The sequence below is a fragment of the Deltaproteobacteria bacterium genome, assembly GCA_009692615.1.
Classification (GTDB): domain Bacteria; phylum Desulfobacterota; class Binatia; order UBA9968; family UBA9968; genus DP-20.
This window is the reverse complement of record SHYW01000040.1, coordinates 1-25541: the sequence shown is the minus strand read 5'-3', so window position 1 is coordinate 25541 and position 25541 is coordinate 1. Positions and strand designations below refer to the sequence as shown.

Annotated in this window: 24 protein-coding genes; 6 read left to right on the top strand and 18 right to left on the bottom strand. The window is 57.2% G+C overall.

What is annotated here, in order from left to right:
- Positions 1-131 precede the first annotated feature (131 nt).
- Positions 132-563 carry a hypothetical protein gene (locus EXR70_11650; GenBank protein ID MSP39136.1) on the top strand — a complete coding sequence of 144 codons (432 nt, stop codon included), beginning with the start codon at positions 132-134 and terminating at the stop codon, positions 561-563.
- A gap of 273 nt (positions 564-836) precedes the next feature.
- Here EXR70_11650 and EXR70_11645 read toward each other — a convergent pair whose 3' ends face one another.
- Positions 837-2072: a Fic family protein gene (locus EXR70_11645; protein ID MSP39135.1), complete on the bottom strand. Its 1236-nt coding sequence runs from the start codon at positions 2070-2072 to the stop codon at positions 837-839.
- Between the two features lie 128 nt (positions 2073-2200).
- Positions 2201-3049, bottom strand: a complete 849-nt coding sequence (locus tag EXR70_11640) for a hypothetical protein (GenBank protein MSP39134.1) — start codon at positions 3047-3049, stop codon at positions 2201-2203.
- A 41-nt stretch (positions 3050-3090) separates the two neighbouring features.
- Here EXR70_11640 and EXR70_11635 point away from each other — a divergent pair, with 41 nt between their 5' ends.
- On the top strand, positions 3091-4116 hold the full coding sequence (locus tag EXR70_11635; GenBank protein ID MSP39133.1) for an ABC transporter substrate-binding protein: 1026 nt from the start codon (positions 3091-3093) through the stop codon (positions 4114-4116).
- A gap of 162 nt (positions 4117-4278) precedes the next feature.
- Here EXR70_11635 and EXR70_11630 read toward each other — a convergent pair whose 3' ends face one another.
- The 7 genes from EXR70_11630 to EXR70_11600 all read right to left on the bottom strand — a co-directional run bounded on the left by EXR70_11630 (position 4279) and on the right by EXR70_11600 (position 13344).
- On the bottom strand, positions 4279-5901 hold the full coding sequence (locus EXR70_11630; protein MSP39132.1) for a thiamine pyrophosphate-binding protein: 1623 nt from the start codon (positions 5899-5901) through the stop codon (positions 4279-4281).
- A 301-nt stretch (positions 5902-6202) separates the two neighbouring features.
- Positions 6203-6484, bottom strand: coding sequence for a hypothetical protein (locus EXR70_11625; GenBank protein ID MSP39131.1), 282 nt, complete (start codon positions 6482-6484; stop codon positions 6203-6205).
- A gap of 152 nt (positions 6485-6636) precedes the next feature.
- The gene (locus EXR70_11620; protein ID MSP39130.1) at positions 6637-8433 is read right to left on the bottom strand and encodes an iron ABC transporter permease; all 1797 of its coding nucleotides are present in this window, start codon (positions 8431-8433) and stop codon (positions 6637-6639) included.
- A gap of 70 nt (positions 8434-8503) precedes the next feature.
- Positions 8504-9703 carry an extracellular solute-binding protein gene (locus EXR70_11615; protein ID MSP39129.1) on the bottom strand — a complete coding sequence of 400 codons (1200 nt, stop codon included), beginning with the start codon at positions 9701-9703 and terminating at the stop codon, positions 8504-8506.
- 11 nt (positions 9704-9714) lie between these two features.
- On the bottom strand, positions 9715-10905 hold the full coding sequence (locus EXR70_11610) for an ABC transporter ATP-binding protein (GenBank protein ID MSP39128.1): 1191 nt from the start codon (positions 10903-10905) through the stop codon (positions 9715-9717).
- Between the two features lie 134 nt (positions 10906-11039).
- Positions 11040-12062: a cupin domain-containing protein gene (locus EXR70_11605; GenBank protein ID MSP39127.1), complete on the bottom strand. Its 1023-nt coding sequence runs from the start codon at positions 12060-12062 to the stop codon at positions 11040-11042.
- A gap of 133 nt (positions 12063-12195) precedes the next feature.
- A complete protein-coding gene (locus EXR70_11600) occupies positions 12196-13344 on the bottom strand; it encodes a hypothetical protein (GenBank protein MSP39126.1) in 1149 nt (382 codons plus the stop codon).
- A 220-nt stretch (positions 13345-13564) separates the two neighbouring features.
- On the opposite strand from EXR70_11600, the gene EXR70_11595 reads away from it, so the two are divergent.
- From EXR70_11595 to EXR70_11580, 4 genes are all read left to right on the top strand, one after another.
- Complete coding sequence (locus EXR70_11595) at positions 13565-14515, top strand: hypothetical protein (GenBank protein ID MSP39125.1); 951 nt, start codon at positions 13565-13567, stop codon at positions 14513-14515.
- Between the two features lie 84 nt (positions 14516-14599).
- A complete protein-coding gene (locus tag EXR70_11590) occupies positions 14600-15160 on the top strand; it encodes a transposase (protein MSP39124.1) in 561 nt (186 codons plus the stop codon).
- The gene (locus EXR70_11585; GenBank protein MSP39123.1) at positions 15144-16262 is read left to right on the top strand and encodes an extracellular solute-binding protein; all 1119 of its coding nucleotides are present in this window, start codon (positions 15144-15146) and stop codon (positions 16260-16262) included. The genes EXR70_11590 and EXR70_11585 overlap by 17 nt, the downstream gene beginning before the upstream one ends.
- Before the next feature lie 43 nt (positions 16263-16305).
- Positions 16306-17298, top strand: a complete 993-nt coding sequence (locus tag EXR70_11580) for an ABC transporter substrate-binding protein (GenBank protein ID MSP39122.1) — start codon at positions 16306-16308, stop codon at positions 17296-17298.
- A 51-nt stretch (positions 17299-17349) separates the two neighbouring features.
- Here the strand turns inward: EXR70_11580 and EXR70_11575 are convergent, their stop codons facing one another.
- From EXR70_11575 to EXR70_11535, 9 genes are all read right to left on the bottom strand, one after another.
- Positions 17350-18573 (bottom strand): hypothetical protein, encoded by a 1224-nt coding sequence (locus EXR70_11575; GenBank protein MSP39121.1) that lies wholly within the window; start codon positions 18571-18573, stop codon positions 17350-17352.
- Between the two features lie 8 nt (positions 18574-18581).
- Positions 18582-19097 (bottom strand): cyclic nucleotide-binding domain-containing protein, encoded by a 516-nt coding sequence (locus tag EXR70_11570; GenBank protein ID MSP39120.1) that lies wholly within the window; start codon positions 19095-19097, stop codon positions 18582-18584.
- Between the two features lie 145 nt (positions 19098-19242).
- Positions 19243-20217, bottom strand: a complete 975-nt coding sequence (locus EXR70_11565; protein MSP39119.1) for an acyl-CoA desaturase — start codon at positions 20215-20217, stop codon at positions 19243-19245.
- A 139-nt stretch (positions 20218-20356) separates the two neighbouring features.
- A complete protein-coding gene (locus EXR70_11560) occupies positions 20357-21442 on the bottom strand; it encodes an amidohydrolase (GenBank protein MSP39118.1) in 1086 nt (361 codons plus the stop codon).
- A 65-nt stretch (positions 21443-21507) separates the two neighbouring features.
- Positions 21508-22662 carry an extracellular solute-binding protein gene (locus tag EXR70_11555; GenBank protein MSP39117.1) on the bottom strand — a complete coding sequence of 385 codons (1155 nt, stop codon included), beginning with the start codon at positions 22660-22662 and terminating at the stop codon, positions 21508-21510.
- Positions 22601-23017 carry a VOC family protein gene (locus EXR70_11550; GenBank protein ID MSP39116.1) on the bottom strand — a complete coding sequence of 139 codons (417 nt, stop codon included), beginning with the start codon at positions 23015-23017 and terminating at the stop codon, positions 22601-22603. Before EXR70_11550 ends, EXR70_11555 begins: the two co-directional genes overlap by 62 nt.
- A 70-nt stretch (positions 23018-23087) precedes the next feature.
- Positions 23088-23954: a hypothetical protein gene (locus EXR70_11545; GenBank protein MSP39115.1), complete on the bottom strand. Its 867-nt coding sequence runs from the start codon at positions 23952-23954 to the stop codon at positions 23088-23090.
- A complete protein-coding gene (locus tag EXR70_11540; GenBank protein MSP39114.1) occupies positions 23951-24727 on the bottom strand; it encodes a hypothetical protein in 777 nt (258 codons plus the stop codon). Before EXR70_11540 ends, EXR70_11545 begins: the two co-directional genes overlap by 4 nt.
- Before the next feature lie 93 nt (positions 24728-24820).
- Positions 24821-25333 carry a 3-hydroxybutyryl-CoA dehydratase gene (locus EXR70_11535; protein MSP39113.1) on the bottom strand — a complete coding sequence of 171 codons (513 nt, stop codon included), beginning with the start codon at positions 25331-25333 and terminating at the stop codon, positions 24821-24823.
- Positions 25334-25541: the final 208 nt, after the last annotated feature.

Here is a 25541-nt window from a genome sequence, read left to right as displayed (position 1 = left end):
TGATAGCTCCTTTAGGTTTAGTGCGAACGATGGAAAGCTAGCGCAAACCACGCCTGAGGTCAATTGTTTTTCAGGCGCCCGGTTTTCGCCGTGCTGACCGCTGCGCGGAATCATGGTATTTGAAAGTGATGATGCAAAAACGAATATCGCCCACGCCCGAGCACCTAGCGCTGCGCCGGCCGTTGCTGGAACTGCATGATGCGCTGCTCCATCTGCATAAAGTTTTGCTTGAGTCCGAACGGCTGGTTTACGAAAAGAACGTCGGGCCGATTCTTTCGCCGAATCATTTTTTTCAACTGATCACCGGCGATCCGTGGTTCGCCTGGCTGCGGCCGATTTCCCAATTGATCGTCGTCATCGATGAAAGTCTCGACGATAAAGAAGCGCTGACCAACGCCGGCGTCGACGCGGTGATGAGCCAGTCGGTCTTTCTGCTGATCCCGGCGGAGAGCGGCGGCGAGTTCGGCGAACGTTACGTCGCCGCGTTGCAGCGCGACCCGCGCGTGGTGCTGGCGCATGCCCAGGTGGCTAAGCGGATCGGTTCGGGGAAGGCGCAGACGTAGTAAATGCTGTGCCAAGAGCGCGAGTTTTGCGTTGTGTCGGAGTTTTTCAACCACAGAGCGCACAGAGATCACAGAGAAGAAGATTCGGATTCGGAGAATTGACCACGAAAGGCACGAAATACACGAAATTTATGTCCGGATATTTTCCAAGCTTTCGTGTCGTTCGTGTATTTCGTGGTTGATCTTCTTATGATCCCAAACTTTGCGGCTTGGTGCGAGCTGCGAAACCTTTCACCTATCGTAATGACGATAGCCCAGAGATGGGACGCACGGCTACTCCGTCCTTTCTGGGAACAGCCCCGGCATCCATCGCGACGCGAGTGCGGCTGGGAATGCTAGGCGCAGTGGCGCGCGTGCGCTTTCAGCTACCAGCACGTCCTTTTCGACTAGGGCGGAAACAGTACGGCGTGCTTGGCGATCGCCGGTGCCGACTATGCTGGCTGCGTCGCCGCGCGGCAGCTCGCCGCGATAGAGCACGGCTTCGAGAATACTTGCCGATTTCGGCGGCAGCCGGCCAAGTCGGATTTCTTCCTCGGTCCACATGAGAATCCGGGTGCGCAAGCGATCCGGTTGAACGAGATCTTCCATGAAGCGCACTTGATCGATGCACACTTCCAGGAAGAATCGCGTGAAAGCGGCAAGCGCTTCCTCGCTCAAGTTGCCGCGTCCGTCAAGATCGTTTCGGCGCGGCCCATCGCAATTGGCGAGATGATTCTTGTACGCCGCGACATTTCGCGCCAGGCCGCGTGCGACCGACCATATTCCGCCCGTATCCAAAGTCTCAAGGAGAGTCGCGTGGGATAGCAGTCTGGCGACGCGCCCGTTACCATCGAGGAACGGATGTATCCACAGCAAGCGATGATGCGCCGCCGCAGCCGAAAGAATCGCATCCGTCCTCCCCAAGCGGCCGTAGGCGCTCTCGCAATGCGCCAGGAATCGCGGCACCGCGCCGGCGCTGATGGGGACGTGGTGACCGACCCGCACAGCGCAGTCCCGCAGTCGACCCGGTACAACTTTTACTCGTTCGCCGCTGTCAGGATTTTCAATCCAAAGAAGATCATCCGGCAAGAGCGCGCAGAAACGAAAATGAACTTCTCGAATGGCTGCTAGCGACATCGGCCGGCCCGCTAGCCCGCCCGCATCGATCCACTGCTGAACTGTTATATGCGCCTTCGCTTCGAGCTGAAGGTCGCGCTTATGCGGATCGTTGCTGTAGTCGTTCTTGAGCGCCCGTTCGATATCGACGGGGTGAGTGTCGTGCCCTTCGATGAGATTGCTGTAGTAGCAGTTCATGGCGCGCACGAGATCGGCCAAGGCCGCGCGCACGCCATCGGGCAGGCTGCGCCGGAATCCAGCTGAACGGGTGGCCACTTCGACCGTGAGATCGGTAAGCGCACTTCGGTGACGCGACCCTTCGGCGATCAGCAGCGGCTCCATTAGCGCTAGACTTTCTTCGCGGTCCTCGAGCGTTGAAATGTCCGCTAATATGTCCGCTTCATTCTGGCTCATAGGCCATAAATATCATGGCGATGGGAGCATTGGTAGAAAAAGAGTTCCGAGCAAAAGACCGCTCTTTGCGAAACGCTTTGCGGTCGGGAATTAGGGAAATCGCTCGATCAATCTAGCGTCAGCAGCGGTTACTCGCAAATATCTATCAGCACGCCGTCGGGGTCGGCGAAGGCGTGTTTGCCGATGGGGCAGGCTTGGAGGTCTTTGGCGATAGCGGCGCCTTGGACGCCGCCGGCGATTATTTTCGCGGCGCATTCGGGAAAGGCGCCGGCGAGATCGGCGATGTCCTTGGTGGTTTGTTCGATGCTGTCGACTTTGAAGCCGATGTGATCGAAGCCCTGGCGCATGGTGCGGTAAAAACCGTTGTGGCAGCGCCGAACGATCAAGCGTACTTTGCCGTCGGTGAGCATGACCGAGCCCGCTTCGCCGGATTCTTCGACGCCTTTGAGTTCCAAAACTTTACGGTAAAAGTCGGCGACCTTTTCCGGCTCTCGAGCGCGGAGCGCGATGTGATTGAGCCAGCGCGGTTGTTGCCAACCGTTTTCCAGATAACCTTCGCGCACGTTGGCCTGGCCCTTTTGCGCCAGATCGAACTGCACGCCGATGGGATCTTGGGCGCGGATGCCGGCGAAGGGCACGTAGGCCAACGCTTTGGTGTGCAAGAGTTCCGGATAAAATCGATCGATACGGTCGACGGCGGCGCGGACATCTTCAACTTCGAAGCCGAAATGATCGATCCCCTGGCCGCTGCCGGCGCGCTTGGCGAGCAGCGCCATGCCGATGACGCCGTCGCTGATGTGGCCGCGTTCGGCGTTGGCTTTGCTGTTTTCGTCCATCAAGCCGGTGGTGATCTGCTTCATGCCGAAGATCGTGCCGTAAAATTTGGCCATGGTGTCGTAACGCTCGGTGTGGCTGGCGAGGTGGCGGATTTGCGCGAACATACTTTGCTCCTTGGTTGACCGATGATCTGCTTCCATCTAGTTCGTTGGCGCTTAGCTTGTCAAGGAATCGTGTCGTAATGATTCGGAAAGTTGATTTGACGGTGGTGTGGCCGCTTGCTACGGTCGCGCGTGTGATGATCGGCATAAAAATGAAAACTCTTTTGCTTGTGCTCGCATTGATGTTGACCGCTACCCAGGCTTCAGCGCAGTTGAAAAAAGTTCGGTTGTCAGCGACTTCGGTGGCGGTTACCGAGCTACAGTTTCGCATCGCGCTGCTCAAGGGTTTCTACCGCGACGAGGGTCTCGATGTTGAAATTATTCTGATTCGCGGCGCTTTGGGGATGCAGGCATTGCTCGGCGGCTCGGTGGATTATACTTCGGCGGCGGGATCGATCATCGCCGCGGCGACCCGCGGCATACCGGTGCGACTGGTTCTAGTTGTGAACTCGAAACCGCAGTTCGACATGGTCGGCCAAGCCGACATCAAATCTGTGTCCCAGCTCAAGGGTAAGATCGTCGGTATCTCGTCACGTGGCGGCGCGGTGGATATTTTGACGCAGACGATTCTCGCCCAACATGGCGTGACCGCGAACAAGGACGCCACGCTGATGGTCATCGGCAGCCCCGAAGAATTAGTCACCGCGCTGCGCACCGGACGGATCGCCGCTTGCCTGCTGACCCAGCCGCGCCAACTGATCCTTTATCGCGAAGGTTTTACACGATTGGCCTATTCGGGAGATTATTTTAGCAGCTACCCCACCGGCGGCGTCGGCACGACGGAAGAAAAAATCAAAAACAATACGGCCGAAGTCATGGGCTTCGTCCGCGCCAGTTTAAAAGGATTGCAATACTTCGCCCAGCACCGCAACGAATCAATCGACATCATCTCTAAATATCTCGGCATCAAGGACCGCTCCTTGGCGGCGGAAGTTTACGATCTCCAAGTCAGCCGACTCGGCGGCTTGAGTTACTTAGACGATGCCTGGCAGCGCGGCGCCATCGATTTTACCAAGAAGAGCATGGGGCTGGTCAAAGATGTCCCACCCAACCAAGTGTTAGATTTCAGCTTCGCGGAAAAAGCGGCGGGGCGGAGCAAGAATTGATTAGTGGATGTCGGGTTATATGCGAGCTTCGAAATGTCAGACTATTCTCACCACAGAGGGCACAGAGATCACAGAGAAAAAATCTAATTTTCCGAACCTCTGTGATCTCTGTGGTGAAGAATCCCAATCGTCACGACTCTGCGAAGTTTCGTAGTGCGCGACTTAATCCAGCTTCACATCGATGATCACAAACTCATCTTTTGCCAGCGTTTCTTTGAAGACCGGCGTCAGCTGTTCTTTTTTTGTGATGCTGTAGCCTTTGGCGCCGTAGAGGTCGGCGAGTTTGGCTAGGTCGGGAATGAATAGTTCGGTGCCGATGATGCGGCCGCCGTAGTTGTTTTGCTGGTCGCGTTTCATGCCGCCGTAGGCGTTGTTGCGCAGGATCAGCACCATGATGGGAATATTATGATAACGCGCGGTGGCGAGTTCCTGCTGTTCCATCATGAACGAGCCGTCGCCGCTGACGCAGATGACGCGGGCGTCGGGACGGCCGAGCTTGACGCCGAAGGCGGTCGCCAAGGCCGTGCCGATGGCGCGGAATTCGCCGGCGTGGATGATCGGTACTTTGGAGTCGATGTTGCGTAGCGTATCCCCGGTCATTCCTGAAGTCGTGAGAATTTCTTTGCCGGTGAGCAGATCGTTGAGCGCGCGCAGCACGGAGACGTAGCCGAGGTTTTGTTTGCCGATGGTTTCGTCGATGGCGCTCAGCCAAGTTTGCTTCGCCTGCGCGATCGCTTTGCCATTGTCCGCCCGCGTCGCTTTCGCCGGCTTAGCTTTCACGCCGTCGATGATCGCGCGCAAGGCGACCTTGGCGTCGGCTTGGATGGCGATTTCAGTTGGATAGTTGCGGCCGAGCTGCTCGGGGTCGGTGTCGATCTGAATTATTTTCGCGCGCTCGGGAACGGTTTTGTTGCCGAAGCCGAGGGTTGTGCCTTCGCTAAAAGAAGTTCCCACCGCGAGGAGTAGATCGGCGTCTTGAAAAAATTGCCGCGCGTACATGCGCCCGCCGTTACCGAGACAGCCGAGCGCGAGGGGATGATTTTCCGCAAAGACGCCCTTGGCGGTGTAGCTGCTGGCCACCGGCAGCGACAGCAATTCCGCTAGCTCGCGCGCTTCCTCTTGGGCGCCGGACCAATCGACGCCGGTGCCGACTAGCATCACCGGATTCTTAGCGCCGAGTAAACGATCTACCGCGGCGGCGACTGTGCGAGTATCCACCGACGGCGCCGCCGGGTTGGCCGTGGGCGCGAAGCTCAGCGGCTCAGGCAAGTGCGCTTCTTGCAAATCTTCCGGGATGCAAAAAAATACCGGTCCTTGACGGCCGCGGGTGGTTTGACGAAACAGCGAGTCGAGCACAGAGCCGAGCTCTTCGATGCGCCCCAAGCGCGTGCTCTGTTTAGTGATCGGTTGAAACAATCGCACATGCTCCATGCCGTGCCACGATGCCCAATGACCTTTGGCAAATGATTCCGTGCCGATGTCAGAGGAGATCACGAACAGCGGCACAGCCTCTTTATAGGCTTGGGCGACGGCCGTGACGATGTTGGTCGCGCCGCCGCCGGCGGAGACCAGACAGACCGCCGGTTGTTTGGTCGCGCGGGCGTAGCCGAGGGCCATGTTGCCGGCGCCGCCTTCATGTTGAGCGTTGATGAAACGGAGCTCGGGATGTTTGGCGATGGCGTCGCCGAAGGGAAACAAAGTGTGGGCGAGCACGCCGAAAATGTAGCGGACATTTTGTGAGATCAAATATTCGACAACGGTATCGGCAAGGTTCGGTCCGGACATGAGTAGTCTCCTTATCGATGAATAAGTTTGAGTAGTTCAGCCACGGTGAAAATGCAAACTGCGGTGAAGAAATTTAACCACAAAGCACACAAAGGTCATAAAGTAATAAGATTCGGATTCGGAGAGTTGGCCGCAAAGAACGCAAAGGACATAAAGTAGGGGCGCGATTCATCGCGCCCTCGGATTTAAGACAGGGATTAATTAACCGCAAAGCTTGTCCTGAGCGAATGCGAAGGAACTGGAGCTGCGCAAAGGGCGCAAAAAAAGAATTTGGCTTGGTAGAGGCGACCGGCGGTCGCCCTTACGCGCGGTTGGCTAATTTCAACGCGCCGATAGAAACGATGCTAAACATCGGGATGCCATAGATCCACCACTGATCGACCGCGGCGGCGCGCTCCAGGCCGATGAGCGTAGTGAGAAAGCCGATCCTCATGAGCGGTCCGTGCAGTGAAACGAAGTCGCGGTTCGGCACCGGCAAGTCCCAACCCATGCGCGCCAAGCCGCTCCACAACGCGGTGAGCAGCGAGACGCCGGCGAGGGCGATGAAGATGAAGCGGATTGACCGCGGCGGCGGCGAAGTCATTAAGCGTACGATCTATGATTCGTTGACTAGATTGATCAAGAAACCATTCACCACGAAGGACACGAAGAGGACAAAGTTCGAAATCTTATTCAGCCGAAACCTTCATGTCCTTCGTGGTGAATACCGTACTTGAATTTTCCGCGGCGTTGACGCTAGTGCGGATTCACACCAGCCTGCACTGTACTTCCACTCGTGCCGGCCTGCATGTCGTGGTGCACGCCGAAGCGGCGGCCGAAATGGCGCACTAATAGGGCGCCGGTGACGGTGAAGAAGATGATGAAGATGCTGACGATGCTCGCGGCTTCGCGGTTACCGACCGCGTTGGAGGAAAGTTCCAGCGCCATCAGCGACAGCGTCATGGTGTCGCGGGAGGCGAGCAGGATGATGCTGCTGGTGGCGCCCGAGGCGGTGACGAAATTCATCACCGCGATCAACACCAGAGTCGGCGTCAAGAGCGGCAACCAAATTTTAAAATAAGTTCTGATCCAGCCGGCGCCGGAGACGCGCGCGGCTTCTTCCATGTCGGCGCCGACCTGGACGAGCACGCCTTTCATGATATTCACGCCGGTGGTTTTGCCTTGCAGGATGACGACGATGATGAGCGCCCAAATAGTGCCGAAGAGCGCGTTCAGCCATGGCGTGCCGATAAACACCCAGAGCAGTCCAAGGCCGGCGAGGATGCCGGGGATCGCGCCGGCGCTCCAGATCATTAGATCGAGAGTGTTTCGTCCAGGTAAGCGCGTGCGCACGAGCAGGTAGGCGAGCACGGAAAATATCAGCGGGCTCAAGAGCGCCGCCGTCAGCGCCAGCGTCAGGGTCGTGCGTAGCGCTTTGACGAACACCGGGTCGGAGAGCACCAAGCGCCAATGCTCCAGGGTAAAGCCCAGGACGAAGTAGCCGATGCGCTGCATGAAACTGCCGAGAATGAGGATGAACATGGGGCCGAAGGTCAACAGCGACAAGAGCGTGGCGAGGATGGCGAAGGCGATGAAATTCCATTTACCAAGATCGATCAGTCCGGGGCGAAAGCTGCCGGTGATGGTGGTGTAACGGCGCCGTTCCAAGATCCAGCGCTGTAGCGGAATGATCAAGACGATCATCAAGAGGGTGATGCTCGCCAGCACGGTGGCTTCGCCGTAGTTAGGGATGGCATTACGCACCAGGGCATAAACTTTGGTCGAATAAACGTAGAAGCCAAACGGCACGCCGAGTAAATATTCGGTCTCGAAGGATTGAAAGACGCGCAGCAATTGCAGCGCGAACACCATGATCATCGGTGAGACCATCAGCGGTAAGGTGACTTTGAACAGTGTGCGCAAATTGCTCGCGCCGCCGACCCGCGCCGCTTCTTCCAGGGTCGAGTCCATGTTGCGAAACGCCGGGGTCATGAGCATGACTTTGATCGAAATCCCGTGGCCCATGAGGTTGGCCCAGACGATGCCGGGTACGCTAAAAATGTTGAACGGCCCCTGCTCCAAGCCGAAGAGGTTTTTCAGCGCGACGTTGATCATGCCGATGTCGGGATCGAGCAAGGTGATCCAGGCGATGGTCGTCGGCAGACTGGGCACCATGTAGGAAACCCAGAACAAAAACTCCAACGTTCGGCTGCACGGGATTTTCGTCCGCGCCAGCAGCCAGGCGATGGCCACGCCGATGGGAAAACTGATGCCCACCGTGAAGGACCAGATGAGCAGCGAATTGCCCAGCGAACGGAGCAGCCCAGGGCGCTGAAAAGCATTGACCCAGTGGGTGATGCCCCAGCGGCGCGGCTCGACGAACCAATCGTTAGCGGCATTGAAACTGTTGATCAGCAGCAAGAGCACCGGCCAGAGCAGAAAATAGCCAAGCGAGACCAGCACCACCGCCATCAGGAAGTGGCCGCGGGTGAGACGCGGCGGCGTGATCGTGGTCGGGATGCTCAGCGGAGCGATGGTTGGAGATGATTCCACGGTAGCTGCGGCAGGTTTCGAGTTACGAGTTACGGGTTTCGAGTTGGCACCCGAAACTCGAAACAGAAGTTTACTTCTGCCGACTCTCCCATAGCTTGAAAAGCCATTTCTGCACTTCTTCTTGCTTCTCGCCCGCGGACGGCTCGGCGTCGGGGAAGTTGTATTCTTTGCCGTAGCCGCGGCGCTGTTGCGGTATCACTTCGCCGAAAGGAACATCGATGCGCAATGACGAGCGATCGAGATTGGGGATCAAAGTGTGGGTCAGAGTCTGGCCTTCCTTGGTCAATAACCAATTGATAAAAAGTTTCGCGGCGTTGGCGTGGGGCGCGCTGGCGAATGCCGAGATGCAGCAGCCGGAACCCGAGGCGCGCAGGACGCCGGCTTTCTTGACTAGATAACGAGGCTTGATCGGCAAGCCTTTTTTCGCCAGCGCGATCATGTCTTCGGTGCCGGTGGCGATAAATTGCAAGGGAAACCGTCCGTTCACCACCCAGGTTTCGAGAATGCGCCGGTCATCGGTAAAAGTAACTCCGGTATGGAGCATGTAGCGCTTGACCCAATCGGGGCCGCGATCGGGTTCGAAGTAGCTGTCGATCATCTGGCGAATGCCGGATGGGTCGCCCATGCCTTGGCCGGCGATTTTGCCTTTCCAGCGGGGATCGAAGACATCGCTCTGTTTGACCAGCGTGGCGATCTCGGCTTCTTTGATTTTATCCGTGTTGTACCAAGCCTCATATTGGTCTTCTAAACCGGCGTGGTAGATCAAAGCGAACTTGCTGAACTTGTCGGCATACATGTGCCGGCCGCGATACCATTTCGACATGTCGATGACGTCGGGATGAAACAACAGCGGCGTGATCGGTGTCAATGAATCGGATGGCACCAAGCGCTGCTGATTCTCGCGCGAGCTGATCAAGGCCACGTCGACGGTGTACTTGCCGCCCTTGCGCTCGGCCAAGACGCGGTTGACCGTGTCGGTGGAGTTGCCGGTGGAGACTTCGACTTTGATGTTGAATTTCTTACTGAAGGCGTCGACCACCGGGCGATACTGGCGCGACGGCGCGCCGCCCGAAGCGATCGACAGCGTGCCTTCCTGCTGCGCCGCGGTGACGAGCTTGGACCATTCTTGATCGAAGTTTGCCGGCGCGGCGGCGAAAGCGGTAGCGGCGGTGAGGAAAAAGAATAGGACGGATCCGACGGATCGGACCGATCGGTCGGATCGCTTTTTGAGACGCGACGCAGTGTTGGTAATCTGTAACAGTCTCTTCATAACATCCTCTTTCACTCGTCTTTGTGCGACCAGTTCGACGACCAGGCGCTGTGGCCGTCGGCGCGTAACTTGAGCCAAACTTTACTGCCTTCGTCGATGGGACGGTGGCGCTCGCCGTAAATCACCACGCTGCTTTGGCCGTCGACTTCGATCTGATATTCGATGCGCTCGCCGATAAACAGCGCCGCTTGGACGGTGCCGCCGATGGTTCCTGACGGCGGCGTCGAGCCGTTGGCCGGTAGGATCTCGACATCCTCGGGGCGCACGCCGATATAAACCGCGCCGCCGGTTTTGATGCTGTCGGGATGATATGTCCGGCCGAAGACGACGCAATCCGGCGCGCCTTCAAGAGCGATGGCGAGTTGCCCCGACGGATTGCCGCTCTGCACCCTGCCTTTGAATAGCAAAGTGCGGCCGACGAAGTCGCGGACGAACTCATTGGCTGGTGCTTCGTAAAGCATGCGCGGATCGCCTTCTTGCTGGACCACGCCGAAATTCATCAGCGCGATGCGATTGGATAGACTCAATGCTTCGATCTGATCATGGGTGACGAACAGCATGGCGATGTTCAATCTTTTTTGCAGCAGCTTGACGCCGATGCGCATCTGCTCGCGCAGTTTGGCGTCGAGATTGCTGAACGGTTCGTCGAGCAGCAGCACACGCGGCTCGGTGACCAGGGCGCGGGCGAAGGCGACGCGCTGTTGCTGCCCGCCGCTTAGGAGCGGCCCTGGGCGATCTTCGAATCCGGCCAAGCCGACGAGATCGAGGGCTTTCAAGACGCGGTCGTTGATTTCGCTCTTGGGAAAGTGGCGCGCGTGGAGCGGGAAGGCGACGTTCTCGGCGACAGTCATATGCGGCCAGATGGCGTAGGATTGAAATACCATGCCGACGTTACGTTTGTCGGGCGGCATGAACATGCGCTTGGAAGTCATGACCACGGTTTGGTCGCCGAAAAAAATATCGCCGGCGTCGGGATGCTCCAAGCCGGCGACCATTCTCAAGGTCGTGGTCTTGCCGCAGCCGCTCGGTCCGAGGAGCGTGAGAATCTCGCCGTCGCGGATGTCGAGGGATAAATTTTCTACCGCCGATTTGCTGCTGCCGGTGTAGGTTTTCCACAGGCCGCGCAGGCTCACGGCGATCTTGGAATTGTCTTCGGCCTTGGCTGCGTTCGTGGCAGCCGAAGTGGGCGCGGCGCTCGTCATAATCGTGCTGATTATTCTACACGAAAGTCGCGCGCTACTCTAGAGGGAATTCCAGAGGGCGGGTTTAAAACCCGCCCCTACGAAGACATGGTCGGATCGCTCGGGTGTAGGGGCAGGTTTTAAACCTGCCCGTCCTAAAATCCCTTGGCTTCTTCTTTCATGTAGAAGCCGAGTTTTTTCATCGCCGGCCAATCGTCGATGGAAAATAAAATCGTGTCGTCGCTGCTGCTGTTTTCATGATGGTGCCAGCTCCACGCCGGCACGGCGAAGATATCGCCTTTATGATATTCCAACCGTTCGCCGTCGATGACCACTACGCCGGCGCCTTCGAAGGCGAAGTAGAAGGTGGTGCTGTTGTGGCGGTGCGCCAGGTTTTTTTGTTTCTTGGACAACAGCTGCGCTTGCCAGGCGATGGTCGGCAACGTCGGCCCGCCGTCGACGGGGCTGGCGAGCATGATCATGATTCCCTCAAAAGGATCGCTCTCGCCGTTTTCGCGCAGCGCCATCAGCGCCGCGTGAGTGTCGGCCCAGGGGTAACGCATGGGCGGCAGCGGGAACGGTGCTTCATTGGCGATCGGCCGCGCCAAGCCAAGCGTGCGCTGGCCGTAGGCCGCGGGCTTTTTCACTTCTTCGTAGGGATGATCTTTGGGGAAGCGTTCGTTGATGTTGAAATTGGGATTATAACCATTGTCGTAGCCGTCGATCCAGATCGCCGGCGTTTTGTCTTTGTTCCAGTGATCGTGATAGGTCCAGGCCGGGCTGATGACGACGTCGCCGCGCTCCATCGGATAGGCTTCGTATTCACAAACGAAGACCGCGTCCTTGGGCGCTTCGCAGACCAGACGGGTTTCGCTGCGCAAATTGCGATGGCATTGGGTGCGTTCACCGGGCATCAAAATCTGCGCGTTCATCCAGATGGGAAAATTTTTCGCTTCGATGCCGACGACAGAGCGCATGCCGGTCATGCCGTCGGGGCCGACGGTGACGATCTCGCCGGAGCGCTTGAGGCCGCGATAGATGCCGTCCCATTGCCAGTGCGCCGCGGTTTTGCCTTGGCGCGCGGTGACGCGCTTGTCGCGCTTCAGCCCGGCGCCGACTAAATAGTGATCACCCAAAAATCGTTCGAGGTCTTCGTGGCTGGTGCCGACGTCGCTCATGATTTTTTCTCCAATGTTACGGCTGTGAAAATAGCTCGGATATTTTCACCACGAAGGGCACGAAGGACACGAAGGTTTCGGAAAATCAATATTCCGAACTTCGTGCTCTTCGTGTCCTTCGTGGTGAACCCGATCATTGATCGAGCCGGAAATATCTCACGCAATTATCGACCAGCATGGCGCGCCGTTCTTTTTCCGGCACGCCGGCGAAGTCTTCCGCCAAATGTTTTTGCGAGTTGGGAAATTCGCTGGCGGCGTGGGCGAAGTCGGTGCCCCACATGATTTTGTCGTAGCCGACGGCGTCGCGCCGCTTGACGCCCACCGGGTCATGGAGAAAACCCCAGTAATTGCGCTCTTTCAAGTAGTCGCTTGGCTTGCGCTCGAGCTTCGGCAGACCCCAGTTGTCATGGATCATGCCGATGTAGCGATGGTAATGATCGTCGACCTGCCACAGGCCGTATTCGAACCAGCCGACCATGGTTTCGGCCCAATAAAATTCCAACTTGGGAAAGCGGTCCCAGACGCCGGCGAAGGCCATCTGCAAAGGCGCGGTCATGGCGTCGTTGGTGAAGCGGGTAAAAAATTTGAAGGCGTCTTTCTGATGCACGTCGTGGCCGGGATCTTTGGCGTAAAGATAATCGGGCTCGCCTCTGCCCGAGCCCATGTTGCCGGTGTTGTGATTGGTCATCGCCATGCGTAGGTCGAGGGCCGCGGCCCAGAACTTGTCATCTTCCTTGGTCGGATAACTTTTGCCGCTGGGATAACGATCGAGCTTGACGCCTTTCATGCCGAGTTTGGCGCAGTGTTCCATTTCTTTGATCGCGTCGTCGACGTTGGTGGTTGGCAAGGTGCCCATGCAGACCAAGCGGTCCGGCGCCGGGGCGCTATATTCCTCGCCGAGAAATTCATTGTAGGCGCGGATGCAGTCGCGGTAGAGATCGTCGTCTTTGGTCTGGCGCAAGACAAAAGTAATCTGCGAGAACAGAACCTCGCAATCGATGCCGTCTTGATCTTGTTCGGCCAAGCGTTGCTGCGGCGTGCCGGTGCCGGCGCAGGTTTCGAAGGTCGGCACTTGCTTGGCGAGATCGATATGGGCGACGCGCACGCTGCGGGTGATGCCGATGGTATTCGGTTTGCCGCCGTCGATGACCACGGCGTCGGAGCTGTTGGGCATCTTTACGCGTTTGGGTGCGCGCTCGCGGTATTTGGCCTGAACGCGGTCGCGCCAGATGTCGGGATTCAAATCGATGTGGCCGTCGCCGGAGATGCATTTGTACTGCATGGGGAAAGTCCTTTCGGGTGCGAACTTGCTACTTAAAATAACTATTCACTTTGGTAAAGGGTGTCAAGCAAATAGAACTGGAGTATTGGAGTGATGGAGTGATGGTCCGGAATTTCCGGAACCCAATACTCCACCACTCCAGTACTCCATTTCTTCGCCGCCGCGATTGAACCGGAGCGCGGTGTCGCGCTATGTTGCGGCAATTACGAAAGGAGCCGCCATGGCCAATCCAAAACTGCGCTTTTATTTCCGTGAACCGACCATCGATACTAATATTCCGATCACCGACGGCACGGTGAAGATCGACGGTTTCGACTGGGAGTTCGTGCCGAACGAACAGGAATGCGACGCCTGGGACTGCGGCTTTGCCGCGCGGGTGCGCGCCTACGCCAAGGGCGAGGCGCATATTTCCATCCCGGCTTTTCCCAACCGTAAATTTCGCTTGGCTTATATTTACGTCAACAGCAAAGCCGGCATCGAGTCGGCGAAGGATTTGGAAGGCCGGCGCGTCGGCATCATGCAGTGGGACAACACCGCCGGGGTCTGGGCGCGCGGCGCGCTGCAACATTATTACGGCGTCGATTTGAAGAAATTCAATTGGTGTTCGCCGCGGGCCAACAAGATGCGCGTGCCCGAGGGCATTCGCATCGAGCAAATCGATTCCAAGGACGATCCCGATTTGTTGCTCGACAACATGCTCTGCGACGGCAAGATCGACGCGGTCATCGGCCCTAATGTGCTGCCTTCGATCACCGCGCGGGATCCGCGGACTCGTAGATTGTTCCGTGACTTTCGCAAAGAAGAGCAGGAGTATTATCGCCAGACGAAAATTTTCCCGACCAGCCATATCGTGACGTTGAAGCAAGCCTTCGTCGACAAACATCCCAACGCGCCGGCGGCGTTATTGAAAGCGTTCCGCAAGTCGCGCGATGTCGCGGTCGACCGGCTCATGGGTCCCGACCCGCAAATTATCATGTATTCCTGGATGGCCGCGGCGGTGGCCGAGCAGCGCGAGCTGATGGGCGACAATTATTGGGCCTACAACGTGCCCGACAACGTGCGCGAGTTGGAAGCGATGACCCAATATGCGCACGAGCAAGGCTTGACGCCGACGCGGATCGATTACAGGACGTTTTTTCATGCGGAGGCGGCGGCGTTGGCGGGGGTGTGAAGAAGGCAATAGGCAATAGGCAACAGCGATGATCTGCGGCAATCCGATGTAGGGGCGACCGGCGGTCGCCCTCTTTGAACGATGATGACGATACGTCCCGAAATACGGCGCCGTCAGTCGATTCGTTTGCAAGACTATGACTACGCGTTAGCAGGCGCGTATTTTATTACGATGGTAACGCAAGATCGTAAATGTTTGTTTGGCGAGATCGTCGACGGGGAGATTAAATTGAACGATTGCGGCCATATCGTTCAGGATGAATGGGAGAAGTCAGCGCAGATAAGAAATGAAATCGAATTGGATGCATTTGTCGTGATGCCCAATCATGTTCACGGTATTGTCGTCATCGCCGATGGGATGAGGAGGGCGACCGGCCGGTCGCCCCTACAGGTCGGACCTGCGAAGCGGTCTGTCGGTGCGTTTGTCGCGGGGTTCAAGGCTTCGGTCTCTCAACGCATCAATGCCGCGCGTGGCATGCGGGGCGTATCTGTGTGGCAGCGCAACTATTTCGAACATGTTATTCGCAGTGAGGCTTCTTTGAAACGCATTCGCCAGTACATTCTCGACAACCCGATGAGCTGGGAGTTCGACCGCGAAAATCCAGCCACGCAACATCCCGAAGCAAAATATGCGTGGCGCAGCTAACCGTAGGGGCGACCGGCCGGTCGCCCTATTCGCACGATTGGAGAGATTGATGAAATTTTGTTTGCTGTTATCGGTGTATTTTTTTTTTCTTTTGCCAACCGCGGTGCAAGCGCAGGGCGTGAAACCCGCCACCCTCGCCGACCTCGCCACTTATACCGGCGCCGATCGCGAAAAGATGCTGGCGGCCGGGGCGAAGAAGGAAGGCAAGATCGTTTGGTACACCGCCTTGGCGGGGGATTCGTATCGCGAGTTGGCCAAGGCGTTCGAGGCTAAGTATGGCGTGCAGGTGGAGTCCTACCGCGCGACGAGCAAGGATTTGATTTCTAAATTTCTCGCCGAGGCGCAGGCGAAAAAATATTTGATGGACGTGGCGGAAAGTTCCCTGCCGCTGCTGATGTTGATGCAGGCGTTGAAACTGATCCAGCCGTTCACTAGTCCGCATATCGGCCGGCTCATCGCCGATGCCAAGGAAGAGGCCGGCAAAGGGTTGGTCTACTGGGGCACGGTGCGCGAGTCCTACATGGGCTTCGCATACAACAAAAACAAGCTGCCGGCGAATGCGGTGCCGAAGAACTACGACGATCTGCTCAAGCCGGCGCTCAAGGGACGCATGTCGTTTGTGACCACGGACACCGGTTCGCGCACGGTGGGCGGCATGCTGTTGACCAAGGGCGAGGAGTATCTCAAACGGCTGCGCGGCCAAGACATCACGATGCACTCGGTTTCCGGCCAGGCGTTGAACGACATGATTGTCGGCGGCGAAGTCGAAGCGTCGCCGACGATCTTTCGCAATCATGCGTTGGTGGCGGCGCAAAAAAAAGCGCCAGTGGCGTGGGTGCCCATGGATATCGTGCCGGCCAGCGCCGGCAGCGCCGCGCTGTCGTCGCAAGCGCCCCATCCCTACGCGGCAGTGTTGTTCGTCGATTTTCTTTTCAGTCCGGATGGGCAGAAAATTCTCGAAGCCTTCGACTACGGTAGCCCGGCGAAGGAATATGGCTTCAAGCGCTGGTACGCGGAAAAGGGTTTGAACATTCAACAATTGGAAAAAGAAATCGACAAGTGGGAGCGCGGGTTGCGGGATTTGGGGCGGCGGGCTCCCTGAACGTGATCGTGTTCGTGGCTCGTGATCGTGTCGGAAGGGATTTGTGGCGATGAAACTTAAATATTCCTACGTGGGCTGGATTGTTGGTTTGGCGCTGGTAGCGCATGGCGAAATTTCTTTTGCCGCCAACGAGCCGTTGAAGCTAAAGATTATTTATTCGTCGTTTACCGGCGCCTACACGCCGCTCTGGCTTGCGGTCGAAGAAAAGTTGGGGCGCAAATACGGCTTAGATTTCGAAATCGTCTACGCGGGACGGGCGCGGCCGCATCAATTGTTGCTCAGCGGCGATGCCCAGTATGTCGTCTCCACCGGCACCGGCGTGGTGTCGAGTTACGCGGTGGGCAGCAAGGATCTGGTGATCATCGCTTCCTTCGTTCATACCACCGGGTCGTCGATCTTTTCCAAGCCGCAATTGAAAACTCCCAATGAGTTACGCGGCAAAAACATCGCTTCGGGGCGGCCCGGTGCGGTGACTGATATTTTGCTGCACTATATTCTTAAAAGAAAATTCGCTCTCGAACCGGGACGCGATGTGAAAATCGTCAACATCGGCGACACGCCGGCGATCTTGCCGGCGTTGGAAAAGGGCGTGGTCGATGCGGCGATGCTGACGACGCCGGCGCGCTTGGTGGCGAAGAAGGCCGGCTTTCGCGAGCTGGTCGACTTCGACGATCTCGGCGTGCAGTATCCCTACGTCGGCATCTCGACGCTCAAAGCCAACGTCAAGAAAAACCCCGATGTGACGCTGCGCTTGGTGCGCTCGTTGACCGACGCTATCCAAATTTTCAGAACTAACAAAGAGCGTAGCCTGAGCGTGATGAAGAAATATCTGCGCGGCGCCAGCGACGAGATGCTGGAGGAAACCTACGGCTACTTTAGCACGCGCATGGCGAAGTTCCCTTATCCGTCGGCGGAAGCGATCAAGACGGCGCTGGATATGATGGTCGAACAGTTTCCCGGCGCCGCCGCCGTCGATCCTCAAGAGGTCATCGATTTATCCTACGTCAAGCAAGTCGAAGCGAGCGCGCCCAGGTGAGCGAGTCTAATCGATTTTAGGGGCGGACCCATCTGTCCGCCCTGCGAATCTTCACTTCCAATTCGGCAGCAAGCCGCGCAGGAAATCGAGATGGGCGATCAGATAAGCGGTCACTGAAACCAAGCAGAGCAGCAGATAGGCGATTTGAATCCATTGTTCCTTTGTCAGCGTCTGGGGCCGGAGCAAGCGGCGCGGCAGTTGCGGCGCCAAGGTTAAGGCTTGCTGTCTCAAGGTCGGCATCGCCAAAAGATCGGCGATGATGTTGTAGCCGTCCATTTCGAGAAAATTAAACGGATAGAGATTGATCAGCGCGCCCTCCCAGAGCAGCACGCCGATGCCGAACAACAACGCTTGACCGACGCCGGGGCCGGTTTGATAGGCGGCGAGAAAAGCCACGCTGCCGCAAAATAATTCGACTAATGGCCCGGCGAGATCGACGATCACGCGGGCACGCCGGGTCGACATGAAGATGTCGGTGACATCGGCGTAAAACGTCGGCAGCACGCCTTGCAAGAGAAAAAAGCCGATCTCGCGGACGCACCGGCTGTAGGCCTTGCAGGCGAGGGCGTGCACAGTCACGTGCATCATCGATACCATCAAGAGGGACAACATCATCAGCGCGCTGCTGCGCCACGGCATACTCGAAAGCATGTGGGTGAACTGTTTGGCCTGAGGGCTCAAGCGCACCGCCGCGATGCCGGCGAGCAGCGTCACGAACATGGTCAAAGCGAGCGTCAGCGGATGAAATAAGAGGAAGCCGCCATGGCGATACATGGCGCCGCAAATCCGGTCGGCCTGGGGCACTGTGAAGGAAAGCCTGCGCCAGTATTTCGCCACCGCGCGAAATTTATTTGTCGAGGAATTCGCATCGTTCTGCGCCGAGCTTTTTTGCAGCGCCAAGTCTTCGCGCTCGACGAGCAGGCCGGCTTGATGCAGCTTCGCCAGTAGTTGGCGGATGATCGTGTAATCGAACGCGCCAAAGGTAAAATGAAACGTGCGCGCGATCTCTTCGAGGCTGTGGCTGCCGTCGAAAAGTTCCCACAGGAACAACTCTTTGTTGTCTACTAACAGGTAGCGGTCGCGGCGAAGATTTTTCACGATGTAGCGGCGGCTGCCGTCTGGGCTCGGCGGTTGCGCGGTGATCGCCCAGGCTTCTTGGGGCAAGCGCTGCGGCTGGTAGCCGAGATGGGCCTGGCTGCTTTCGATCTCATGGATCTGAAAGCCCTGTTCGCCAGCTTTGCGCGTGAGCAGTTCGAATTTTGCCGGTTCGGCCATGGCCAGGGTCAGGTGGATTTGCGTCCGAACAGCGATTGGCTGCCGGTCGAATAGCCGGTGGCCTCAAGGCCCCAGCGGATGGCATCGCGGCTTTGCTCATTGGTGACGCGCAGCCGTTGGATAAAAATCGTCACCAACCGGTAGCAAATCTTGGCGGCCATTTCCGGATGGTGCGAAAGAATATCTTGAAAAACGCCGCGGTCGAGACGCCAGAGCAGCGAATCAACCTCGACATTGGCGGTGGCCGAGCGCGGCGCGTTGTCGAACAGCCCCATCTCGCCAAAGAAGTCGCCGGGCTGAAAACGGGTCAGCACCATGTCGACATCGCCGCTGACATGCTTGCTGACCACCACCGAGCCTTGGTCGACGATGTAGAGCGCGTCGGATTCTTCTAGCTCGCGAAAGATCACCGCGCCGGCGCTGTACTTCTTGGCGATCAGCAAAGGTGAGAGAATCGCCAACGCTTCGGCGCCAAGATCCTGGAACAGGAGCACTTTATTCAATATTTCGGTCACCGGCGGCATATACGGAACAATCTCCAGTGAGAATGCTAGCGGGCTAGGTGAAAAAGCGCAAGCAAAAGCTCTGGCAGCGCCGCGGGTGCGCCATCTGATTTATCAAGCGAGGAAAAAACGGCTGGACGAGACGATTGCTGGTTGAGCCAGCTACCTAGGCGGCCGAAGCCATTTTCTTGACCGGCAGCTGTTCGTTGCGGTCGTAGGCTTGGACTGGCACGGGTTTCAGATCCCAGATGATGCCGAAAAACGATAGGGTTTTGAGAATGTAAAAGGTGACGTCGATTTCCCACCAGTAAAATCCCTGGCGGACCGTGCCCATATGTTGGTGATGGTTGTTATGCCAGCCTTCGCCCATGGTGATCAGCGCCAGCCAAAAGTTATTTCTGCTCTCGTCGCCGGTATCGTAACGCTTGGAACCGTACATATGCGACAGCGAATTGATCGTCGCGGTGCCATGAAACAATGCCGTGGTGCTGAGGACGAAGCCCCAAACCAAAAGTTGCAAACCGCTGACACCGAGTGATGGCGCCGCGCGCTCCAGACCGAAGCCGCAAAGATAGAGCAACAACGCTAAAGAAACCGGCACGGCCTTATCGTAACGATTGAGCCAAACTAGCTCAGGAAAGCGGGCGAAGTCTTGGATTCGACTATATTGCGTGGCGTAAAAGCGGTTGCACATGAACCAGCCCATGTGCGAGCGGAAGAAACTATAATGCACCGGCGAATGGGGATCGGCCGGGGTATCGGAGGTGCGATGATGCTCACGATGGTTGGCGGCCCACCAGAGCGCGCCGCGCTGGGTTGCCGAGGCGCCGAGCAGCGCGAAAATAAACTGCGTCGGCCGTGCGGTCTTGTAGGTGCGATGGGAAAAATAGCGATGGTAAATGCCGGTGACGGCGAACATGCGCACGAAGTAAAGCGCCGCAGCCGTGGCCACGGCGGTCCAGCTCCAGCCGACTAAAAAAACCCCCAGACAGCCAAGATGCATGATGACGAATGGGATCGAGCGCACCCAATCGACACGATCGATATCGACGCCCTTCTTGACCGGCATGGCGGCATGATAATCGGCGTTGAACCACTGAACGATGGAACTGATTGCTGCTTTGGCAAATATCGGTTTCATTAAAGTAGGACGTTACCATGAGGCCGGGGCCGCTTCAATGGAATTATCCGAATTTGCCAAAATTTAAACTGAGCAAATTCAGCGACCTTGCCAAGCTTTCGTGGCTGGCGGAAAGATTTTTTGGAGATCCGTCGGGGCCCTACAGATGATACAGCCGTTGGGGATTTTTGCTGAGAATCTTTTCCATGGTGGCGTCGCTCAAGTCGCCGCGCGCTTTGAGGCCGTTGGCGAGCAAGTCTTGGCGGAACGCGTCGCCATGGGGAAAATCGGTGGCGGTGACGATGAAGTCATCGCCGAGTTTGCCGGCGACGTAAGGCAAATCATCGTCGAGGGCACAAGAAACAAAAACTCTCTCGGCGAGCCAGCGCTCGATCTTGGCGCGATTTTCCTGGCCCAAGGCTTTGACTAGACGGGTGGTCCATTCGATGCCGGCTTCGAGAAAGCCGAAGCGCAGTTTGGGAAAGTCGTCCAATATTTTCGAGCCGAGGATTTGCGTGAAGGCGTAGAGAACGTAAGGTCCGCTGACGATGCCGGTGCCGAGCGGATGAATCTGCGGGAATTCATTAAAGTACGGCCGCGGCACGCCTTCGAGCATGCGCGAGATCGCCGGGCTCGATCCATTGCCGACATGCACGGTGATCGGCAAGTCGTGGCTTTCGGCTTCTTGGTAAATCGGCCAATGGTCCGGATGGGTCAGCGGCCGATCCCATTCGATGCCGCGCGCGAAGATGCCGGCGACTGAGCCCAACGTTTTGACGCGGCGAATTTCTTTGACCGCCAAGTCGGGTTGGCGCCACGGAATGATCGCGACGTAGAAAATCCGCCCGCCGGATTGGCTGCATTGCGTCGCCATGAATTGATTGTAGCTGCGCGCCAGCGCCGCTTCGAGTTCGACGTTTTCCGCCAAGCAGCCGAGCCAGAGAGATGGGAAAACCACCTGCTTGTCGATGCCGAGCTCATCCATGCTGGCGAGCCGCTGTTGCACGTCGCGCATCTCCTGCACCGGAATCGGCGTGCCTTTGTCGAGAGCGCGCTTTATCAGCGTCGGGTTGGAGGCGAAGAAGCGCAGCTTGTAATCGATCACCCAGGCGGCGTTGTGCGAACCGAAGCAAGTGTCTTCGGGAAAGACCACCGGAATCGGTCGCAGTAAATAAAATTCCGGATCGAGATATTGCCAACTCTCAACCGACTCTTCGACATGGGCATCACAATCGATAACCTGCATAGAATATTCCAGGGGCCAGACTGAAGTTAAAATCTTGTCTTGCGCTAGGCTCGCGCCTTTCCGATTTATTTGGTTTTGCGAATTCCGAACACTTGATTATATTGCTCGATGATGTTGTTCAAGTTCGGTCCGATGGACGATGGGCTCAAAAAGACAAAATCTTTCTGAAATAATTCTTGTACCCAGGGCTTGTGTTTGATGCCTTTGCGGATCGAAATTCTTCCCGCGGCATCGACGAGGCGGGTTTGTCCCTCTTCCGATAAAATCCAATCGATAAACAATAGTGCCGAATAAGGATGAGGCGCGCGCTGCATCAGCGCGACAAAGTTGGGCTCGCCGGCGTAGGGATCCACGATGCGAAAATCGATCGGCGCGCCTTGCTGTTTCAGATCGGTCACGCGCCGGCCACGGGCGGCCAAGGCGATCGCCGATTCGCCAGCCAGCATCAACTGCACGCGCATGATGCTGCTCGATCCCGGCATCTGCAAATCTTGCTTGGCCAAAGCTTGGAAAAAATCCGCGGCTTTCTTGACTCCCAAGGATTCGCTCAAGACGTTGAACCAAGTATATTCTTCGGTGCCGAGGCTGAGTTTACCTTTCCACTTGGGCTGCAACAGATCTTGATAACTGCGCGGCGCGTCGGCTTGCGAAACTTGTTTGGTATTGAAGGCCAGAACCAGCGGCGTCACCTCGAAGCCTTGCCAAAAACCTTCGGCGTCGTGGGATCCCGCGGGCAGCGCCTTTTGTTCCGGCGACAGATAGCCGGTGGAAAGTTTGCGCAGTTTCAAGTGCCACATCTCCACCGGCGCCGAGCCGACGACATCGGCGGCGAAGCGGTTGGCGCGCGCTTCGGTGTCGGCGCGTTGGAACACGCCCGAGGGCGTGGCGCGATAGGTGTTGGTCTTGATGAAGGGATAACTTTTTTCGAAATGGGCCAAAATTTTCGGATAGTCGGTCAAGCTCAGCGAGGTGTAAAAAACCATCTCGCCCTCTTTCTTGGCGCCTTCTTCGAGAAAAGTTTTGCGCTGAACGCCGGCGAGGCTTGCGGCCTTCTTGATGATCTCATCGGCGCTGGCGGCGCGCAGCTCGCGCGGGCAGAGAAATGCCGCCGCCAGCAGGAAGCTCAGGATTAATGTGAACATGAAGTCTCGTTGCGTTTTATAAGTCCATGCGCCGGACCGGGCCCCAACCGGTGGTCGAGATATCGATGAGGTTGCCATCGGGATCGCAGCCGCGCCCTTCAGCGTAAGTCGCTTCGCGTTCTTTGGGCGCCCCGGCCGGATGGATTTCTTTGATGCGATTGGCGGTTTCCTGGCTATCGTCGACGTGAAAACCGAAATGATACAGGCCGTCGGGATGGCCCGGTTCTTTGGGATCGTTGGCGTTCAAGATCGCCAAGTTCACTTCGCCATCGGAAAGATGCACCGAGCCGTTTTTGGTGCGATACATTTCCTGCATGTCGAAGACCCGCTTGTAAAAATCCGCGAGCTTGTCGGGTTGACGGGTGAGCAGCGCGAGGTGACGTAGTTTGGCCATGTTCTTTCTCCTTTTTTGCCGATGGCTGTTGGCTATCATCGGTGTGCGAGGGTGTCAATCGGGGATTGTCGTGTTCGTGGCTCGGACCTCTTAACACGAACACGTTGAGTCATATTCCCATATTGTCTTCCGGCTTGCGTTGGCGTTCTTTGACGCGCGGGATGCCGCTCCAATCGCCGGACATCCAGAACTCGGTCCAGCTGCCGAATACGCCGAGAGGAATCGCCAACGCCATGATGAAATACCACAGGTTGTCGCTGTAGCTGCCGAGCAGCGCCATCGCCATGGCGACCAATTTCGCCGTGGCGCCGCCGAAGATCGCACCCATCAACAGGCGCGTGTAGCGCTGAAAGCCGAAATGGGTGGCGTAGATGCCCCACAGGCCGCCGACGAACAGCGCCAGAAACGGCGCCAAGCAGACCGCGAAGATCGCGCCGGCGCCGCCGCCGCGCAACGAAGTGTCTTGGAGTTTTTCCGCCGCGGTTTGGCTGCCGACGCGCAGATCGCCGCGAATCACGCCGAATAAATAATGCACCGCGCCGTGAATTCCTAAGTCGGGCCGCAGACCGCTCCAGTAGAGCGCCACTTGTGCTTGTAATTTTTCGTGCGCCACGGGCTCGGGCAAGAGAGCGCGGATCTCCGCGCCGGCTTGCAAAGCGACCAAATGTTCTTTGCGCGCGACCACCAGCAACGCGGTTGTCGCCAACTCGCCGTTGGAGAGTGGCAGCAACTTGAACGCTTTGGTGCTGAAGCTGTCGATATTTTCACCGTCGAGAGTCTTGACCGTGAGGACGACGACGGAGGCGCCGGTTTCGGTCTTGAAACGGTGCAGCTTTTCTTTGAGATCGTCGGCGCTCGCCGGCGGCACCATGGCGGCGAAGTCGTTGATGCCGACTTGGAGCGGCGGCAAGTCGATGGCGAAGGAGTCGACGTTGAAGACTAGACTAACCAGCGCGAGCAGCCAAAATATTATCATCGAGGGTTAACCGCTCGTTGCGCGTGCCGGTCCAAGTCACTTAGCTCGCTCTTCGTTAGTGGGAAGCCGAACTGTTCGTTGCGCATGCGCAGCCGCTGGCCGGAGACATCGCAGATGATTTTCGCCGCGCGCGCGAAAGCGGCCTGGCTGTTGATCAAAGGTTCGAGGGCGCGGCCGCCGCTGTCTTTGTGGCCGACTTCGTCGAGTAAGATTTCGTGAAAGACCGTGGCGATTTTACCTTCTACGCCGGTCTTCTTGAGCTTGCTGCAAACCTGATAGAGCGCGCCGCCGCCGCCCTCGGTGAGCGTGATCGCGGCCCGTTCGAGGCTTTCGTCGCGGCGGCGAATTTGCTTGGCGCTGATTTTTCCCGAGCCGTGCAACAAAGTCGCGTAGCTCGGCGAATAGCGCGCGCGAATTTTCGCCAGCTTCTTGTCCTGCGGCAGCCAGAGTAAATCCTCGGCCGTAACCTTCCTGCCGCCGAGCTCTTCCAACAAATCCATGACGAGCCGCGCATGTTTGGTTTCGTCGGCGAGCTTTTCGGTTAATTCTTCGTAGTCATGCCGGTCGATGCCGCGATCGATCGCCGGATAGAGTTTCGCCAGCGCCGTGAAGATCGGCTTGATCGCCGAGTATTCTTTAAACCCTTGGGCGCGCAGCCAGCGCAGATGATCGCGGCGCTTGGGCCGCTTGTGAAAGAATGCTGCTATCACCGTGCGTTCCGCCGCAGCGTAGCCGCGCGCCAATTGCGTGAGTTTGGCTACGTACCTTTTCATAAATTATTTTTCACCACAAAGACGCGAAGAGCACGAAGTTCGGAATAAAATTATCATCCAAAACCTTCGTGTCCTTCGTGGTGAACGGAAGCTTCATCTCGGCACTGGAACAATCGTGCCGCAGTTATTGCACGTTCGCAGTTTCTCGTCGCTGGAAAATGTTTGATAAACCTGCCCCACCGGATCGGCGCGGTAGTCGCCGACCTCGGCGGAAGTTTCGTAAACCTTCTCGCCGCACTTATTGCAGAACCATTTGAAGTAATCGATTTCACCGGCTTTGCGTTTGCGCTCGAAGACGATGAACCATGAGTTCGCTTCGAGGCGCGGCGAATGCGGCACGCCGGCTGGGCAGAGGAGAATTTGCCCCGCTTTGATATCGGCGGTGTGTTCGTTGTTGGCTTCGTCGCGATAGACCAAATGCTGCACCCCGGTCAGTTGCAACGTCACTTCATCCGCCGGGTCGATATGAAAGTCCCAGCGCTCTTTGCGCCCGCTGCTCAAGAACGCGATGGACTGCGAATCCTGCCACAGCACGCGGCGGGTTTTGCCTTCGGCTTTGACTTCGTCGATAACTCCCGTGAGATCGATAGGAATAAGTTTCTGCATAACTCCTCCCGCGCTCGACTATAGCGCTTTCGAAAGCGGCGGGGCAATAGAGAGTTCAAGTCGGTGTTGTAGCAAAGTGATTATGTCAGGGGTTAACGGCAACGTAATTATGTCAGGGTGGAAGGATGACAACCCTGACAATGAAAGACGAGAAACGACTAGACGTAATTCAACGAGTATATCGCAGCGAGATCACCGTGGTTGAGGC

Coding starts and splice junctions, on each gene's coding strand:
- EXR70_11540 (MSP39114.1), bottom strand. CDS start 24,727: ATGAAAAGGTACGTAGCCAAACTCACGCAATTGGCGCGCGGCTACGCT.
- EXR70_11550 (MSP39116.1), bottom strand. CDS start 23,017: ATGATAGCCAACAGCCATCGGCAAAAAAGGAGAAAGAACATGGCCAAA.
- EXR70_11625 (MSP39131.1), bottom strand. CDS start 6,484: ATGACTTCGCCGCCGCCGCGGTCAATCCGCTTCATCTTCATCGCCCTC.
- EXR70_11545 (MSP39115.1), bottom strand. CDS start 23,954: ATGATAATATTTTGGCTGCTCGCGCTGGTTAGTCTAGTCTTCAACGTC.
- EXR70_11630 (MSP39132.1), bottom strand. CDS start 5,901: ATGTCCGGACCGAACCTTGCCGATACCGTTGTCGAATATTTGATCTCA.
- EXR70_11640 (MSP39134.1), bottom strand. CDS start 3,049: ATGGAAGCAGATCATCGGTCAACCAAGGAGCAAAGTATGTTCGCGCAA.
- EXR70_11585 (MSP39123.1), top strand. CDS start 15,144: ATGCGTGGCGCAGCTAACCGTAGGGGCGACCGGCCGGTCGCCCTATTC.
- EXR70_11575 (MSP39121.1), bottom strand. CDS start 18,573: ATGGCCGAACCGGCAAAATTCGAACTGCTCACGCGCAAAGCTGGCGAA.
- EXR70_11615 (MSP39129.1), bottom strand. CDS start 9,703: ATGAAGAGACTGTTACAGATTACCAACACTGCGTCGCGTCTCAAAAAG.
- EXR70_11535 (MSP39113.1), bottom strand. CDS start 25,333: ATGCAGAAACTTATTCCTATCGATCTCACGGGAGTTATCGACGAAGTC.
- EXR70_11570 (MSP39120.1), bottom strand. CDS start 19,097: ATGCCGCCGGTGACCGAAATATTGAATAAAGTGCTCCTGTTCCAGGAT.
- EXR70_11635 (MSP39133.1), top strand. CDS start 3,091: ATGATTCGGAAAGTTGATTTGACGGTGGTGTGGCCGCTTGCTACGGTC.
- EXR70_11610 (MSP39128.1), bottom strand. CDS start 10,905: ATGACGAGCGCCGCGCCCACTTCGGCTGCCACGAACGCAGCCAAGGCC.
- EXR70_11650 (MSP39136.1), top strand. CDS start 132: ATGCAAAAACGAATATCGCCCACGCCCGAGCACCTAGCGCTGCGCCGG.
- EXR70_11560 (MSP39118.1), bottom strand. CDS start 21,442: ATGCAGGTTATCGATTGTGATGCCCATGTCGAAGAGTCGGTTGAGAGT.
- EXR70_11645 (MSP39135.1), bottom strand. CDS start 2,072: ATGAGCCAGAATGAAGCGGACATATTAGCGGACATTTCAACGCTCGAG.
- EXR70_11600 (MSP39126.1), bottom strand. CDS start 13,344: ATGCAGTACAAATGCATCTCCGGCGACGGCCACATCGATTTGAATCCC.
- EXR70_11595 (MSP39125.1), top strand. CDS start 13,565: ATGGCCAATCCAAAACTGCGCTTTTATTTCCGTGAACCGACCATCGAT.
- EXR70_11555 (MSP39117.1), bottom strand. CDS start 22,662: ATGGCAACCTCATCGATATCTCGACCACCGGTTGGGGCCCGGTCCGGC.
- EXR70_11605 (MSP39127.1), bottom strand. CDS start 12,062: ATGAGCGACGTCGGCACCAGCCACGAAGACCTCGAACGATTTTTGGGT.
- EXR70_11590 (MSP39124.1), top strand. CDS start 14,600: ATGACGATACGTCCCGAAATACGGCGCCGTCAGTCGATTCGTTTGCAA.
- EXR70_11565 (MSP39119.1), bottom strand. CDS start 20,217: ATGAAACCGATATTTGCCAAAGCAGCAATCAGTTCCATCGTTCAGTGG.